Genomic DNA, 14,663 nt, shown 5'->3' with positions numbered 1-14,663 from the left:
CCGACCACCGCCACGGCACGGCGGCTACGGTTCACACCGCTGCGCTTGCCGCGGCTGGCGGCGATCTCCGAGGCGACAACCCATTCGCCCAGGCGGTCGCTCCATACCAGGCGGTAGATGTGGTTCAGTCCTGCGTGGCGATTCATGGTGTTTCCTTACTCAGAATGGTTTTGCAATGCGGATCCAGAAGCGGAAGTCATGCGCCGTGCCATCGCCCTCGCGGTTGCGGAAACGCGAGCCGGGATTCGACCCGATCGGCATGGCGGCGGTGGCTTCCACGCGCCAGCCCTCGGGGGTAGTGACCCGGGCGCCTGCGCCGATGCCGTGCAGCGCGTAGCGGTTGGGAAGCGCGGCGGCGGAAGCGGACGCGGCCCACGGCTTCTGGTTGACCTGGATGCGGCCGCTGTCGATGAAGCCGAACATCTGCCAGCCGTCCCTGAGGCGCCGCTGCAGCTCGACGCTGGCCAGCATGCCGCTGTCGCCGGGCGCTTCGCCCACCGGATAAGCGCGTATGTTGGTCGGCCCGCCGAGCACGAAACGTTCGGACGCGTCCAGGTTCTGCCATGCATGCTGGAGATTGAAGCTGGCCACCACCGAAAAGCCGTCCTTGAGTTCCTGGCGCCGGTTGAGGGAGAAGTTGAGTTTGGCGAAGGGGCCATGCACCTTGGGGCCGGCCTGGTCCTGCAGGTAGTCCTGGATGACGCCGCGCAGGTTGGCCCGGCCGACGGTGAGCGAGACGCCGCCCCAGTTGACCCCGCCGCCCCACAGCCCGTCGGCGCGGTCGCCGTCGATGCCGGCGGTGGCGTTGACGATGCGCCGACGCCGCAGCGGCACGTTCAGGGCATAGTCGATGGAGTGGCGGTAGAGCGTGGAGACGGTGGTGCGCAGGTTGGCGGTTTCGGAACGCAGCAGCGGATAGCTGGCAGCGCCGCCCAGCGTGTTGCTTTCGCCGCGGGCGTCGAGCGCTTCGTAGGGTTCGATCAACTTGTACTTGAGGTGGCCGGCCTGGGCGCCGATGCGCCAGCCGTCGCGGCCGACGTACCGGTTATACGCCAGGCTGTGCGCCAGCATGCCCTCGCTGGCCAGCGATCGCGCCGCGATGCTGGCGCCGGAGGCATTCTCCGGGAAGTACTCGCCGCCCAGCACCAGCTGCTCGACGCCGGTGGCCCGGTTGCCGAAGTTGCGGAACTCGCCATCGGCGCGATAGCGGATGCCGCGGTCGATTTTGAGCTTGAGGCCGACGGTGCCGGTCTCGCTGCCCGGACCGAGCGTGCCGACGGCCAGCGTGCCGGGCAGGTCGTTGGCGATCAGCAGGCCGCGCTCGAGGTCGTCCACACGTATCGGCTTGCCCGGTGTGAGGCGGGAGGTAACGATGTGGCGCGCGAAGTCGATGTCGCCCTGGGCGGCATTGCCGGTCGTTTCGACCTTGTCGAATACGCCTTCGAGCACGCCCACCCGGATCACGCCATCCCTGACTTCCTGGCGCGGCAGGTAGGGTACGGCCAGCCAGCCGCGCTCGCGATAGAAGCGGGTGACGCGCTGTACCGCCCGCTCCAGCTGGCGGATGGTAAGCACGCGGCCAATCAGCGGGGCCATGAGTGCTTCCAGTTCCTGCCGCTCGACGAGCTTGATGTCGTCGAACTCGAAGCGGGCGACGGTTACCGTCGGCGCGCCCGGCTCCGCCTCGCCGATGTCGTCACTGGGTTGTACGCTGCGCGCCGGTTGCGGAAATCGTTCCTTGTCCTGGCCGAGGTCGCGCCCGATATCGCCCGCTTCCGGCACACGTGCGCCGGCCGGCGCCCCCGGCTGTGCGACGGTCTGCGCATCGGTCAGGCTGGCGTAACCGGCAAGCACTGCCAGCGCAAGCGCCTTCCTGCGCATGCCGCGTGTGCGGATTGCAGTCTTGCTCTGTTGCCGCAACAAGCAAGCCGTTGACGGGTGGTCGATAGCAGATGGGCGCAGGCGCATAGGAGGAAGGCGAAATGGAAAGAGGGTCTTGTGTCAGCATCAATAAGACCAAACTTTCCAATCACGCCACAATGTCAATTCAGGACCGCGTGGAGAATTGACGACAGGGTTGCGTCGATGACTACTTGCTCCCTTCACGCGCAAACAAACGCGCGTCGCGCCTCGAGGGTGGCGCAGTTGAAACTGCTTGTGACGGCGCACATAGACGAACGCGCCACGCATGATCGGATCGAAGCAACTACAATGCAGGCCGCCATTGATGATCTTTGAATTGATTCGGGAATTGACTGATGCCTACCTATACATTTGCGCTGTTGAACGTGTTCGCCGAAACACCCTTCGGGGGCAACCCGCTTGTCGTATTCGAGGATGCGCGCGGCATGGATGCAACGCTCATGCAGGCGCTGGCACGCCAGTTCAATTACTCGGAAACGACTTTCCTGCTGCCCTCTTCTCGCGCTGCCGCCCGCGTCCGGGTGTTCACGCCAACCCAGGAAGTGCGCTTTGCCGGGCACCCGGCGCTCGGCAGCGCGCATGTCGTGCGCGAGCGACTGCAGACGGGAGATGCCTTCCAGCTGGAGTTCGAGGCGGGATGCGTGGACCTTGCCGCGCAAGGCGACATCTGGCAATTCAAGCCGCCGGTCGTCGGGGAGCCGCAAGCGGCAACGGTGGCGCTTCCGTCGGAGGAGATCGCCACGCTGCTGGGACTAGAGGAAAGTGATCTGCTGGGACCGCCGCTGTGGATGGATACCGGCGCCCAGCACTTGATGGTGCCGGTGCGTTCGGTTGAAGCGGTGCGCCGGGCGGCGCCGGATAGCCGCCGCTTCGACATCTGGCCCAGCAACAGCCAAGGCCGAAAGGTGGCTTATGTGTTCGCACGGGACCACATCATGCCGGACCGATTGCTCTCCCGCTTCTTCTCCGTGCGGCCCAGCGGTGCCATCGCCGAGGACCCCGGCACCGGCTCGGCCTGCGCCAATCTCGGCGCCTGGCTGCTGCGGGAAGGCGTGGCGCTTCCTGCCCGCTACGAAGTGGAGCAAGGCGAAGCGGTGAACCGGAAAAGCCTGCTGCGGCTCGCTCTCGATGCCGACGGCACCATCCGGGTCGGCGGACGTGTCCTCGGGCTCGGTTCCGGCTCCATCACCGTCTGAGCTGGTCACGCCCGCAGGCGTTCAGGCCGGCACCCGCTGCAGCACGCGGTCGATCACGGCCGCCAGTTCTTCCAGCTTGAACTTGGCCACATAGGCATCGGCGCCGGCGCCCTTGACATGCTGCTCGTTGGCGTCGCCGGTGAGGGAGGAGTGGATGATCACCGGCAGCTTGCCGAATCGGCGGTCTGCCTTGATCTTGCGGGTCAGGGTAAAGCCATCCATTTCCGGCATTTCAAGGTCGGTCAGCACCAGGGAAACGCGGCTGAGCAACGGCTCGCCTTCGGCTTCCGCTTCCTCGGCGAGCCGGTTCAGCTGGTTCCAGGCGTCCTGGCCCGACGTGGCCATCCGGTGCGCGATGCCCATGGTATCGAGCGCGCGGCTGATCATCATTCGCGCGGACGAGGAGTCGTCCGCGGCCAGCACATGGATGTCGTGCCGGGCGCCGGCTTCCGATGCCGCTTCCGATCGATCCAGCGCGGCTTCCCGGGGCGGAAAGACCCGATGCAGGATCTGCTCCACATCCAGCACCTGCACCAGGCTGCTGCCGCGCACGTCGACATCGAGATGGGCGATGCTGGTGATGGTGCCCTCGCCGGCGACGCAGGATTCGGCCGGCTTCACCTGCGACCAGTCGAGCCTGACGATGTCATCCACCTCTTCCACGGCGAAGGCCTGGACGGTGCGGGCGAACTCGGTCACCATCAGTATCTTCGGCGGCTGCTCCAGCCGGCATCCCGCCAGCGCCGGCAGATCGAGCACCGGGATGATCTGGCCGCGAATGTTCACCATGCCGAGCAGATAAGGCGAGGCATCGGCAATCGTGGTGATCGCCGGCATTTCCATCAGCTCGCGCACCTTGAAAACGTTGATGCCGTACAGCTCGCTTCGCTCGCCGCCGCCCTTCCCCAGGCGGAACAGCATGAGTTCGAATTTGTTGTTCGCGGTCAGCGAGGTGCGCGCCTCGAGATCGCTCTGGATCGCATCCATGGTTGTCTCCTCGATATCGTTATCGTCGGGGCCGTCAGCGGGCGGCCGCCGTCATCCCAGGTGCGCGATCGCCTTCATGCCGGGCGCAGGCAGCATGCTGCCGGGGACAATTTCGGCATTGAGCCGGAACGTGCCGACGGTCGCCGCCAGGCGCGCGGCCTCGGAGCGCATCGCCTCGGAGGCGGCCGCCGCCTCTTCCACCAGCGCCGCGTTCTGCTGCGTCACCTGGTCCATCTGCGAGATCGCCTGATTCACCTGCTCGATGCCGTTGCTTTGCTCCTGGCTGGCGGCGAGCAGCTCGGCCATGATGTCGGCCACCCGCCTGACGCTGTTGACCACATCGTCCATGGTGCTGCCAGCCTTGCCGACCAGCTGGGCGCCGGTATCGACGCGGGCCACGGAATCGTTGATCAGTTCCTTGATTTCCTTGGCTGCCGCAGCGCTGCGCTGGGCCAGGCTGCGCACTTCCGCCGCCACCACGGCGAAGCCGCGGCCCTGCTCGCCGGCGCGGGCCGCTTCCACCGCCGCATTCAGCGCCAGGATGTTGGTCTGGAAGGCGATGCCGTCGATCACGCCGATGATGTCGACGATGCGGCGCGAGCTTTCCTTGATGGAGCCCATGGTCTGCACCACTTCCGACACCACGGCGCCGCCCTGGCCTGCCATGTCGGAAGCGGAAACGGCCAGCTGGTTCGCCTGGCGCGCGTTGTCGGTGTTCTGGCGGATGGTGGAGGCCAGTTCCTCCATCGAGGATGCGGTCTGCTGCAGCGAGCTGGCCTGCTGCTCGGTGCGCGAAGACAGATCCTGATTGCCGTTGGAAATTTCGCTGGAGGCGGTGGCGATGGTATCGGTTCCTTCCCGCACTTCACCAACGACTTTCGCCAGTTCGTCGTTCATGCGGGTCATGGCCAGCAGCAGTTGGCCGGCTTCGTCGCGGGATCGCACCTCCACCCGGTGGCTCAAGTCGCCGGCAGCGACGCGTTCCGCGAACTGCACCGCCTGGTTGAGGGAACGGCTGATGCCGGTGATCAGCGAAACGCCGACCGCCACGCCGAGGGCCAGGCCGATGCCGAGCAGCGCGATGAAGGCCACCCGCGCGGTTTCGTATCTTGACTGGGACTGCTCGTACTCGCGCTTGCCGAGGTCGAGCTGCAGCTGCAGCAGGGCATCGCTGTCCTTGCGGGCGGCATCGAAGAGTTTCATCACCGGGCCGCGGAACAGTTCGGCCGATGTCAGCGGGTCGCCTTCCTTCAGTTCGCGCAGCGCGCGCATCAAGCCGAGATTGAAGAACTTGACTCGGGTCTCCGCCGCTGCAGTGGCCAGCTGCTTTTCCTCTTCGCTCAGCGTGCGGGCAGAGTAGGCTTTCCAGATGGCGTCGATTTCCGCGTTGCGCTTGTTGATATCGGCAACCGCAGCTTCCACCCCGGAGGCATCGCCGGTGACCGCCTTGGCGAGGAGGATTTGGTTGGCCTGCATCAGCAAGGCAATCTTGTTCAGTTCTCCCAGCGTGACCAGACGGTCCTGATAGACGTTCTGCACCGACCGGTTGGTGCCATTCAGGCTGTACAGGCCGAAGGCGCCGACGAGGAGCGACACGGTGGAAAGGGAAGCGAGGATGAAGATGAGCTTGGTTTTTATGGATATGTTGTTGAACACCGATGTCTCCGCGGGTAGACGTTGTTGCCTTTAAGTATGTTTCCGTGAGGAAAATACCACAGTCAGCAGGCTCGTGGAAAGCATCGCGCGTGAAAAGTCCATGGGTTGGAAAGCCGCCTCGACCTTGAACAGGGCGGCGGCACGCCGAGGGCGGGAGCAGCATCGGCAAGCGCGGCAGACTGGGCTTTCGGATCCACCAGCTACAAAATGTAACCCTGCTCGCCGAGGCAAACCGGCGCCGCTAGGCTCGGCTTGTCGTGTGATTGAGGAAATATGATGAATAGGTCGATGTCAGCCGCTCCGCAAGCCGAGCCGACCGTGGAACCCATGCAGCCGGCCCCCTCCCGTTTCCTGCAAGCCGATTCACTGGGCCGGAAATCCACCTTGGCCGACTGGCATGCCTGCTTCGAAGATTTGCGGCGCGACTATGAAGCGGCATGGTCGGGGATGGAAAGCCATCAGCCCTCGGGCGCTCGCAAGAGCCGTTCGCAACTGCATTGGGATGGCGTCTCGCTTAAGTTCACCTGCGAGGATGTGCAAGTCCTTGCGCTGCCTTGCTTCGGGAACTGGCTTGCTGCCCGCCGTCCTCGGATCGCCATGCTGACGCGGCGAGTCGCCGGCCAGGCCGTGCCGGCTTTCGCACGCGCGGCCCTTCCGGCAAGGTGGATGCGGCTGCTCGGGCGTCCATAGGCCATCGGGTTTTCCAGCCGGGCATCCGCGCTGCCCGAAGCCGTCGAGATTACTCTCTCATTAACGTGAAATGACCCATCCCTTGTTTCCGTAAGCGCGGTTGGAGTTATCCAAAACCTTTCCTGCAGAAGACGGTGCGTTTTCCCTTCGCCATCACTGCGACGGCGGCTCGTCGGTCCTCGCCTCCCAGGCGGCAAACACCATCGAAAAAGACTCAGGGCCTGGTCTTGGTCGTCCTGACGTCCAGCCGCGAGAGCAGCGACGCATACTCGCGCTCGGCGCGCTCGGCGTGATGATCTTCCTTGCCGCGGGCGTAGGTCGCATCGTAGACCTGCTGCGACATCTGCCACTTGAACCACCTGCCGAACTCCTGCGCCCGGGTCGAGAATCGCGCCGCCGTTTCGATCAGGTCGCCGGCTTCGAGGTTGCCGAGGAATTCGGGAAAGTCGGATTGGCGCAGGCTGGCCTGTTCCAGCTCGTCCAGGAGAATGCCGAACAGATCGGCCGTACGGTAAGTCCAGCTGTCGGCCACATGGACGGTGAGGGATTTGCCCATGTAGACCACGGTTACGTCGAACGCGGAGCTTGCCATATTCAAACTTCAGCGACCAGGGAATGGATGAAAGGCAGCATTATGCCTTGAATGAGAGCGAGCGCAGAATGGTCAACCATTCAGTTCGCTGTTAAAAAAGGACTGCTTCCTATGCTATTAGTTCACAGTTCGCAGCGGATGGCAGGCATCTGGTCCAGATCAATGCTGCCGACCGAAGGAGTCGGCTATGCTTCACACGGCGGCTGCGCTGCCCCGCGTTCAACGCCGCTCGCCGGCCGCCCGCCTGCGCGACATGCACGGTCCAGGAGAAATCATGCGAAGCCTGATACTGACGCCGTTTCTGCTTCTCGCCCTCCCTGCCCATCCCGAGGACGGCGCCAGACGGCCGGAGCTGACCGTCATCGATCCTGCCACCCGCGAAGCCATTCCGCTGCCATCCGACACGCTCATTTACAACGCCGACGCGGCCGCCGAGCGCGGTTCGGCGCCCGCCCGCTCCGGCACCACGGTTTTTCCGCGCCCGTCGCCTTACTTCTACCCTTCGCTGGGTACGCCCATTCAGCGCCCGCCCCAGTCGCCGACTCCGCCGCTGCCGCGATGAGCGGGAAGGAAGGATCGCCTTCGCGGCCGGTCCGCAAGCTCAAGCGCCGATAGCGGCGAGTCAGGCGAGGGACAGCCTGCGCGCCTTCGGGGCCTCCATTCTTTGGCTGGAGAACGCATCGGAACAAGTCGCATGATGGCGCACCGATGTCGCCTATTCACCGCGTTCGCAGGATCACGGCGGTCCGCTCGTCTTGCCGACGGGTTTTACCGCCTGCGTGTGCGCTTCGCCGCCCATGAGGAACCCGGCGTGCCCGGCAGGATTGCCTGATCACGGCAGCCGTGCGTGGCATTACTCACGCAAATGAGTGATATCACGATCCGGAAGTGGCGTTTCACCGTTCATGGTCTAGGGTTGAAGGGATGCAGCATCCCGATTGATCAACCTCCGGAGAATAGCCATGGGCAAGTTACTGATCGCTGTGTCATTGCTGGCGTCGATGCTGGTCGGCTGCGCTTCCACGCCATCGCACGAGGTGACGCGTGCGCCCGCCGAATACTACATAGACTGAGCTACATAGACTGAGCCGCTCAACGCTGAAGCAGGCAGCGCGGCTCCCGCAGCGCAGGTAGCGAATGCGCGGCCAGGCTCCGCGATCCGGCGTGCACGAGTCATGCGAGGCTTGATCTTTCTCAAGCCCTGCCCACTAAACGCCCAGCCGCCCGGGGGCTTCAGCTCTCTGTCAGTCTCGCCCCCTACAATTGGGTCTCCAATCAGGACATGTTCATGAACATGTCCATTGGTCTCCTTTAAGAGTTAAGTTTTGCCCGGCCACGCAAGTCGCCGGGCTTTTTTTATCGGCGGCATCGAAGGAATTCGTTCATGGCGTCAATGGAACACGCTGCTTGTGTCGCCATGTATCAGGGCTTGCCTTCCCTGTAAGAAAGGGTAAGCGCGCTACGGAGACTTTCTGGCTCTGTCTATCATGCAGACATGAGAAAGGGGTGTTCCATGAAATCGTCCATCAAAGTTCTCGCTGCCGTTGCCGCAGCCTCTTCCCTGCTCGGCGGCTGCGCGGTGTACCAGCCCGCCCCGGTCTACAGCCAGGCGCCGGTATATTCTGCGCCGGTGATGGTGCAGCCGGCGCCGGTGTATGCCGCGCCCCCGGTCAGCTTCAGCTTCGGCTACTGGGGCGGCCGCGGCTGGGGCCATCGACACTGAACAGGCTCTGAGGGTCTAAGGCGGCGACCCGGGATTCGGCCTCAGCCGCCTGAAGCCAGATGGCCCTTGGGCGCCTGCTGCTGCAGCGTACGCAGCGGCATGCCGAGCATTTCCACCGCCCAGCGCGGAAAGCTGGTCTCGCGGCCCTCGCTCATGCGCTTGGCATAGTCGCGCAGCGCAGCGGACGCGGCGCGTCGGAGAAATTGTTCGTTTTCCATTCGTCGGCCAGCCGCTCGCGCGGCGTCATAGTCGGTTCAGGAAAATCATAATTTTTGCATTTCAATTTCATATCGTTATTTAAAGGGCATAATCGCGTTCTTTTCGCGTTATGGCGATGGAACCGGGAAGTCCGCTCTCGACGCGGGGCGTCGATTGACGAAACGTGTATTGATGCCGCTCAGATGTTGCATGAAATATGTGCTACATCAAATTCCAATTTCCCGGCTTGACGCTATAATTGTTGCCCATTGGCAATTGGTTCATGAGGAAGGCAAAGTTGAACAAGGAATTGGAGCGCCGGCAGTTCAGTGAACGCCTGGTCAACGCATTGGAAAACGCAGGGTTCCCGGGCGCGGGGCCGACACAGCTCGCCCGCCTCTACAATTCGCTCTCCATGTCGGACAAGGTCACCATCCATGCTGCGCGCAAATGGCTGGTCGGCGAATCCATTCCGACGCAGGACAAGATCCGCATTCTTGCCCATGAACTCAGCGTCACGCCGGAGTGGCTGCGCTTCGGTGGTGGCGAACATGCGCCCGGCGCGCAGGAAGGACGGTCTTCAACCCTTCCGCCTTCGCTGCTCAACGGCTTCAACAAGCTCGACCGGTCGGAACAAAAGGTCGTGATCCAGTTGATCGAGACCCTGCTTGAACTTAAACAGGATCAATGACTTCCGCCGCATCGATAGGTCATACCGTGTAGAGGGGATTGTGCGGATTTCGGCGCTCTAGGACTATTGATCGTCCAGTTACAAGCATGGCGAGCAGAGATGGCCCAAATCGAATCCCACTCCAAGCCCGAATTTTCCCAATTCTGTCAGTTGTTCATGGCGCTTTCCGAGGATGACCGCAAGGCCATGGCGCGCCTAGTCAATTCGCTGGCCCAGCGCCTGCCGGACGAAGCGTTCACCCTGGACAAGGCGAGGGAACTGTTCCGGATCGCCAAGCGCCTGCAATGAAACGGCCCGTCCTACGGGCCGTCTCGCATTCTGGGCGGGTTACCCGGTGCCGCCGATGAGCAGCAAGCTTATTTGAGCGGCAGCGGCATATCGCCCGGCACGGGCACCGCCGTCACGCTGTTCTTGGGGCTGCCTTCGATCACCCGATCCGAATAAACCAGATAGACCAGCGTATTGCGCTTCGGATCGGCCATGCGCACCACCCGCACATGCTTGAACAGGATGGACGACCGCTCCGAAAACACTTCTTCTTCGCGCGGAATCGTGCCATTGAAGGCGATCGGCCCGACCTGGCGGCAAGCCACCGACGCATCCGATGTGTCTTCCGCCATGCCGAGGCTGCCCTTGATGCCGCCGGTCTTGGCATGGGACAGGTAGCAGGCGACGCCCTTCACCTTGGGATCGTCGAACACCTCGACCACGATCTTGTTGTTGGCGCCGAGCAGCCGGAAGGTGGTGCTGACGTCGCCGATGGTTTCCGCCTGCGCGGCGGCGGCGAATGCGAGCCCGAGGGCGGCGATGACGCTTTTCTTCATGTCTTCATCCTCTGCACAGATTGAACTGAACAAATTATGGCGGCAAATCGGGCAGGCGGTCCCGGCAAGCGCAATCGACGGCGAACCAAGCTGCGTCTCGGAATCAAAATCGCCTATCATTAGGCCACAACACAACACAACACAATCAGGAGACAAGCATGAAGTTCCGACGCTTCGCGGCAGTCGCCGCCATGGCCTTCGCCACCCTGGGTCCGGCACAGGCGCAAAACTATCCCACCAAGCCGATCACCATCATCGTTCCCTTCACGCCGGGCGGCACCACCGACATCCTGGCGCGCCTGGTCGGCGCCGAATTGAGCAAGAACTGGGGCCAGCCGGTCATCGTCGAGAACCGCCCCGGCGCGGCCGGCAATACCGGCGGCGCGATCGCCGCCAAGGCGGCCCCCGACGGCTACACGATGTTCATGGGCACGGTCGGCACCCATGCCATCAACCCGGCCTTGTACGCCAAGATGCCCTACGACCATCTGCGCGACTTCACGCCGATTTCCCTGGTAGCCTCGGTGCCGAACGTCCTTGCCATCAACAGCGGCTTCGCGGAGAAGAACCGCATCGGCGACGTGCCGGCGCTGATCTCCTACATGCGCGCCCATCCCGGCGAGATCAACTTTGCCTCCAGCGGCGCCGGCACTTCCATCCACCTGAGCGGCGAGCTGTTCAAGGCCAAGACCCATACCCAGATGGTGCACGTCCCCTACAAGGGTTCGGCGCCGGCAGTGTCCGACCTGGTGGGCGGGCAGGTGCAGATCATGTTCGACAACCTGCCCTCTTCCATCGGCCACATCAAGACCGGCAAGCTGAAGGCGCTGGCCGTCACGACCACCAAACCGGTGCCGGCGCTGCCCGGCGTGCCGACGGTGGCGAGCTACGGCGGCGAACTCGCGGACTTCGAAGCCGGCTCCTGGTTCGGCCTGTTCGTGCCGGCCGCCACGCCGGCGCCGGTGGTGAACAAGCTGTCGAACGAAGTGGCGAAGATCGTCGCCCTGCCGGAGATCCGCGAAAAGATTCTGGGTCAAGGCGCGGAACCCGTCGGCAGCAAGTCGGACGAGTTTGCTTCCTACATCCGCAGCGAGACGAAGAAATGGGCGGAGGTGGTGAAGGTTTCGGGAGCGCGGGCGGAGTAGGCAGCCGATCTCGTCTCAGCCCGCCGGGATGTCGCCCGGGAACAGCAAAGACTTGATCACCACCGGCACCACGCCGGGCGGATCGATGAGTTCGCCGATGTCGACGAAGTCGAGCGGACGCAGCTGCACGCCGTCGATGGAAACCACCCCATCTTCCAGGCCGAGTTCCTCATGCAGGATGCGGCCGAGAGAGGCGCCGACATCGCCATCGATCATCAGGAACAGCGGCGCATGTCGGTGTCCGCCGGGAGCGGCAAAGCCCATGATGGCGCGCGCCATGGCCAGCAGCCGCGCATGCTCCGGCTCGCCCTGCCAGGTAAAGGCGATGGCCAGCCGCGCCGAGGCATCGAGATTCACCAGGTCGGCTTCGCGCGCCAGGGCTGACGCCACCGCCTCGCTGTCGATGTGCTCCGGCAGGTCTACCCCAAGGTGCAGCACCGGCAGGTTCCGCACCGGCAGCGCGGCGCGGTCCGGCAGATAGATGGTCTTGCCGCTGACCTGCACCGTGAATTGCGAGGCGCCGATCACCGTGGCGCGAATGCGCTCCTGCGGCTCGACCACGGGGATGGCCAGGCGCGCCTTGATCTGCGCGACGATCTCGGCGGCGAGCAGGGGGGCGATGTCGCCATGGTCGCGGGTTTCATGGCCGAACAGGTATTCGGCGACCCCGCCGGAGAAAGTGACGAACTCGGGCTCGACCGTGCGGTGGAGTGGGTCGGTGAGCATCAGCTGCCGGCCGAGGCCATCGAGCGGCGTGCCAGTGATCCGGTCCATGATGATGGCCGCCAGCCGTGCGGCAACGGCCTGCCGGCCGGCGCTGCTGTCGAAGGCGGCGGGCGTCGCGGCCATGCCGAGTTCCTGAGCCGCCAAACGGGCCGCATCGTCGATGCGGCTCCAAGCGCCCGCAGTATCCTGCGCCAGCAGGCGGCCGCCGGCTGCGAAGGCAGCCACGCTCACGATGTTGCCATTGTCGATCAGCGCCAGCTTCGTGGTGCCGCCGCCGATGTCCACGTGCAGCCCGCACTGCCCGCGCCGCTTCGACAGCGCGGTGGCGCCGGCGCCGTGCGCCGCCAGGATGCATTCCAGCTTGTGGCCGGCGGTGGCGCAGACGAACTTGCCCGATTCGCGGGCGAAGATCTCGTCGATGACGCGGGCATTGCGACGCTTGATCGCCTCGCCGGTGAGGATCACCGCTCCGCTGTCGACATCGCCGCGCGCCAGGCCGGCATCGTGGTAGGCGTGGTGGATGAAGTGCTGCAGCTCATGCGCATCGATCGTGCCATCCGGCAGGAAGGGCGTAAGCATGATGGGCGAGCGCCACAGCACGCGCCGCTCCACCACCACGAAGCGGCTGGACAAGCCTTCCGCCAGGCGCTGCAGGACCACGCGGGCGAAGATCAGGTGGGAGGTTGAACTGCCGATGTCGATGCCGACCGTGGTCAGCGCAATGGTTTCCTGCTCCCAGAGGAAGCGGGCGAGCGCATCGCGCTGCGCCGCCGACATCTGCTCATGCTCATGGTCGAAATCGAGATCGTGCGGCATGTCGTCCTGTGGCTTCGAACCGGATCAGACTGCCGGGCCGGTGGAGCGCGGCGTGCTGATCACGCCGGTGAGACGTTCCTGCGGCAGCGCCATGATGGCCGGCTCATCGAAGATTTCGCCCATCTCGGAAGGCACGCCGGTTTCGCGGATCGCTTCCAGCCACTTGCGATGGATGCGTGGGTCCTGGTCCTCGTACTCCAGCTGGCGCCCGCCTTGGGAGAGCGAGATGGAGCCGGCGCCTTCGGCGCTCTTGCGGCGCAGCGAGATGAAGGGATAGCGCCGGCTGCCGAGGCTGCAGGCGAGGTAGCGCGCCGGCGCCGGGCCGGTGTTGAAATGCTGGTGGAACATCCAGAACGGCGGCGTGTACATGTAGCCGTGCTCCCACGGGATTTCCGTGAATTCCGAATCGCCTTCGTACCACAGCAGCGAATATCCCTCGCCATCGACCGCATGCACATGGGTGCCGGCGGCATGGCGATGCGCCTTCTTGTAGCGCCCCTTCGGTATCTGCGACACGTGCGCATGCATGGTGCCGTCGGCGAGGATGAAGCTGACGTTGGTGGAACCCTTGCCGCGCTCTTCCAGGTCGTACAGCTTGAAGCTCGACAGGTCGTGAACGAAGTTGGTTTCCCAGACGTTGCGCTTCACCGTGTTGGACTTGTGCGTGTAAGCGGTGTGGTCGCCCTCGCCCTCGAAATGCTTCTCCTGGCCGACGCGTTCAGGGAACGCGCAGGGATTGTTGAAGACGAAATCGAGGTTGTGGTAGAGGTTGATGGTGATCGGCGCATCGTTGGTGCAGGAGATGCGGACCGCCTTCTTGCCCGTGCCGTTGAATATCTGGTACTGGCAGTTGAGCGGAATGGCGAACATCGCCTTCGGGCCCCACTCGAAGGTGCGGGTCTCGCCGTTGGGCAGCCACACCTTGGTCGAGCCGTGGCCGGCCAGCACGTAGCAGAACATTTCGTACAAGTGCTTCACCGGGCGCGTCTTGCCGCTCGGCGGCACCTCCAGCACGTAGTTGGCCATGAAGTCGCCGGAACCATGGGTATGGGCGAAGCATCCCTTGGCTTCGTAGCGGTCCCACCAGCCGGTTTCCAGGGCCAGCAGGTTGTGGCCGAAATCGAGATGGATGGGGATGCCCTCGCCCTCCGACCAGTCGCGGTAGGGGTCGATCAGGACCCGTGATTCCTTCACTTCCGGCGTGTCGCCGTTCGATGCGGTTTCGCTGCCCAAGCTCGTCATTGCCGTGATGCCTCTCCGCTGCGTGTTTGAAATGGAACCTTGAATGAAGAAGGGCAGCCCGTTGGCCGCCCTTTGTTTTCTCGCCTGTCAGGCCGGCTCGGATACCTTCTTCGTGAGGTACTGCTGGATCAGTTCCGGGGTGAGAATCAATCCCGGCTTGTACTCCGGCGCATCCTCGATCTGCTCCAGATCGTTCAGCCCGAACTTCTCGTAGATGCGGTTGATCGCCGAGATCAGCCGCACCGGCCGCTCCG

The 14,663-nt window shown here is 63.9% G+C and carries 15 protein-coding genes and 1 pseudogene; 7 read left to right on the top strand and 9 right to left on the bottom strand.

Features of this window, described 5'->3' with window-relative positions; all coding sequences use genetic code 11:
* Positions 1 to 2 precede the first annotated feature (2 nt).
* Both CHB88_RS25980 and CHB88_RS06635 read right to left on the bottom strand, forming a co-directional pair.
* A pseudogene (locus CHB88_RS25980) lies at positions 3 to 146 on the bottom strand (ESPR domain-containing protein); the annotation flags it as partial.
* 13 nt (positions 147 to 159) lie between these two features.
* The gene (locus CHB88_RS06635) at positions 160 to 1,881 is read right to left on the bottom strand and encodes a ShlB/FhaC/HecB family hemolysin secretion/activation protein (protein WP_176442348.1); all 1,722 of its coding nucleotides are present in this window, start codon (positions 1,879 to 1,881) and stop codon (positions 160 to 162) included.
* A 377-nt stretch (positions 1,882 to 2,258) separates the two neighbouring features.
* Between CHB88_RS06635 and CHB88_RS06630 the strand changes: the two genes are divergently transcribed.
* Positions 2,259 to 3,119 carry a PhzF family phenazine biosynthesis protein gene (locus CHB88_RS06630; protein WP_089398537.1) on the top strand — a complete coding sequence of 287 codons (861 nt, stop codon included), beginning with the start codon at positions 2,259 to 2,261 and terminating at the stop codon, positions 3,117 to 3,119.
* A gap of 21 nt (positions 3,120 to 3,140) precedes the next feature.
* Here the strand turns inward: CHB88_RS06630 and CHB88_RS06625 are convergent, their stop codons facing one another.
* Together CHB88_RS06625 and CHB88_RS25820 are read right to left on the bottom strand one after the other, a co-directional pair.
* A complete protein-coding gene (locus CHB88_RS06625; RefSeq protein WP_089398536.1) occupies positions 3,141 to 4,106 on the bottom strand; it encodes a chemotaxis protein CheV in 966 nt (321 codons plus the stop codon).
* Between the two features lie 51 nt (positions 4,107 to 4,157).
* The gene (locus tag CHB88_RS25820; protein WP_089398535.1) at positions 4,158 to 5,762 is read right to left on the bottom strand and encodes a methyl-accepting chemotaxis protein; all 1,605 of its coding nucleotides are present in this window, start codon (positions 5,760 to 5,762) and stop codon (positions 4,158 to 4,160) included.
* Positions 5,763 to 6,089: 327 nt separating this feature from the next.
* On the opposite strand from CHB88_RS25820, the gene CHB88_RS06615 reads away from it, so the two are divergent.
* Complete coding sequence (locus CHB88_RS06615; RefSeq protein WP_143131150.1) at positions 6,090 to 6,452, top strand: hypothetical protein; 363 nt, start codon at positions 6,090 to 6,092, stop codon at positions 6,450 to 6,452.
* Between the two features lie 214 nt (positions 6,453 to 6,666).
* Here the strand turns inward: CHB88_RS06615 and CHB88_RS06610 are convergent, their stop codons facing one another.
* The gene (locus tag CHB88_RS06610; protein WP_089398533.1) at positions 6,667 to 7,044 is read right to left on the bottom strand and encodes a hypothetical protein; all 378 of its coding nucleotides are present in this window, start codon (positions 7,042 to 7,044) and stop codon (positions 6,667 to 6,669) included.
* A gap of 274 nt (positions 7,045 to 7,318) precedes the next feature.
* Between CHB88_RS06610 and CHB88_RS06605 the strand changes: the two genes are divergently transcribed.
* Together CHB88_RS06605 and CHB88_RS06600 are read left to right on the top strand one after the other, a co-directional pair.
* Positions 7,319 to 7,606 carry a hypothetical protein gene (locus tag CHB88_RS06605; protein ID WP_143131149.1) on the top strand — a complete coding sequence of 96 codons (288 nt, stop codon included), beginning with the start codon at positions 7,319 to 7,321 and terminating at the stop codon, positions 7,604 to 7,606.
* Between the two features lie 951 nt (positions 7,607 to 8,557).
* On the top strand, positions 8,558 to 8,767 hold the full coding sequence (locus CHB88_RS06600; protein WP_089398531.1) for a hypothetical protein: 210 nt from the start codon (positions 8,558 to 8,560) through the stop codon (positions 8,765 to 8,767).
* 41 nt (positions 8,768 to 8,808) lie between these two features.
* On the opposite strand, the gene CHB88_RS25090 is transcribed toward CHB88_RS06600, so the two are convergent.
* Entirely contained in the window at positions 8,809 to 8,985 is a 177-nt protein-coding gene (locus CHB88_RS25090) for a hypothetical protein (protein ID WP_176442347.1), read from the bottom strand.
* A 278-nt stretch (positions 8,986 to 9,263) separates the two neighbouring features.
* Between CHB88_RS25090 and CHB88_RS06595 the strand changes: the two genes are divergently transcribed.
* Complete coding sequence (locus tag CHB88_RS06595; RefSeq protein ID WP_089398530.1) at positions 9,264 to 9,656, top strand: hypothetical protein; 393 nt, start codon at positions 9,264 to 9,266, stop codon at positions 9,654 to 9,656.
* A 99-nt stretch (positions 9,657 to 9,755) separates the two neighbouring features.
* On the top strand, positions 9,756 to 9,944 hold the full coding sequence (locus tag CHB88_RS06590) for a hypothetical protein (protein ID WP_089398529.1): 189 nt from the start codon (positions 9,756 to 9,758) through the stop codon (positions 9,942 to 9,944).
* 68 nt (positions 9,945 to 10,012) lie between these two features.
* On the opposite strand, the gene CHB88_RS06585 is transcribed toward CHB88_RS06590, so the two are convergent.
* Positions 10,013 to 10,480, bottom strand: a complete 468-nt coding sequence (locus tag CHB88_RS06585) for a CreA family protein (RefSeq protein ID WP_089398528.1) — start codon at positions 10,478 to 10,480, stop codon at positions 10,013 to 10,015.
* Positions 10,481 to 10,638: 158 nt separating this feature from the next.
* Between CHB88_RS06585 and CHB88_RS06580 the strand changes: the two genes are divergently transcribed.
* A complete protein-coding gene (locus tag CHB88_RS06580; protein WP_089398527.1) occupies positions 10,639 to 11,625 on the top strand; it encodes a Bug family tripartite tricarboxylate transporter substrate binding protein in 987 nt (328 codons plus the stop codon).
* 15 nt (positions 11,626 to 11,640) lie between these two features.
* On the opposite strand, the gene CHB88_RS06575 is transcribed toward CHB88_RS06580, so the two are convergent.
* Entirely contained in the window at positions 11,641 to 13,167 is a 1,527-nt protein-coding gene (locus CHB88_RS06575) for an ethanolamine ammonia-lyase reactivating factor EutA (protein WP_245844792.1), read from the bottom strand.
* A gap of 24 nt (positions 13,168 to 13,191) precedes the next feature.
* Positions 13,192 to 14,409, bottom strand: a complete 1,218-nt coding sequence (locus CHB88_RS06570; RefSeq protein ID WP_245844791.1) for a cupin domain-containing protein — start codon at positions 14,407 to 14,409, stop codon at positions 13,192 to 13,194.
* Positions 14,410 to 14,663 lie beyond the last annotated feature (254 nt).

It is taken from the genome of Noviherbaspirillum humi, assembly GCF_900188095.1.
GTDB lineage: Bacteria > Pseudomonadota > Gammaproteobacteria > Burkholderiales > Burkholderiaceae_D > Noviherbaspirillum > Noviherbaspirillum humi.
The sequence above is the reverse complement of the archived record's forward strand: the minus strand, read 5'-3'. Positions and strand labels throughout refer to the sequence as shown.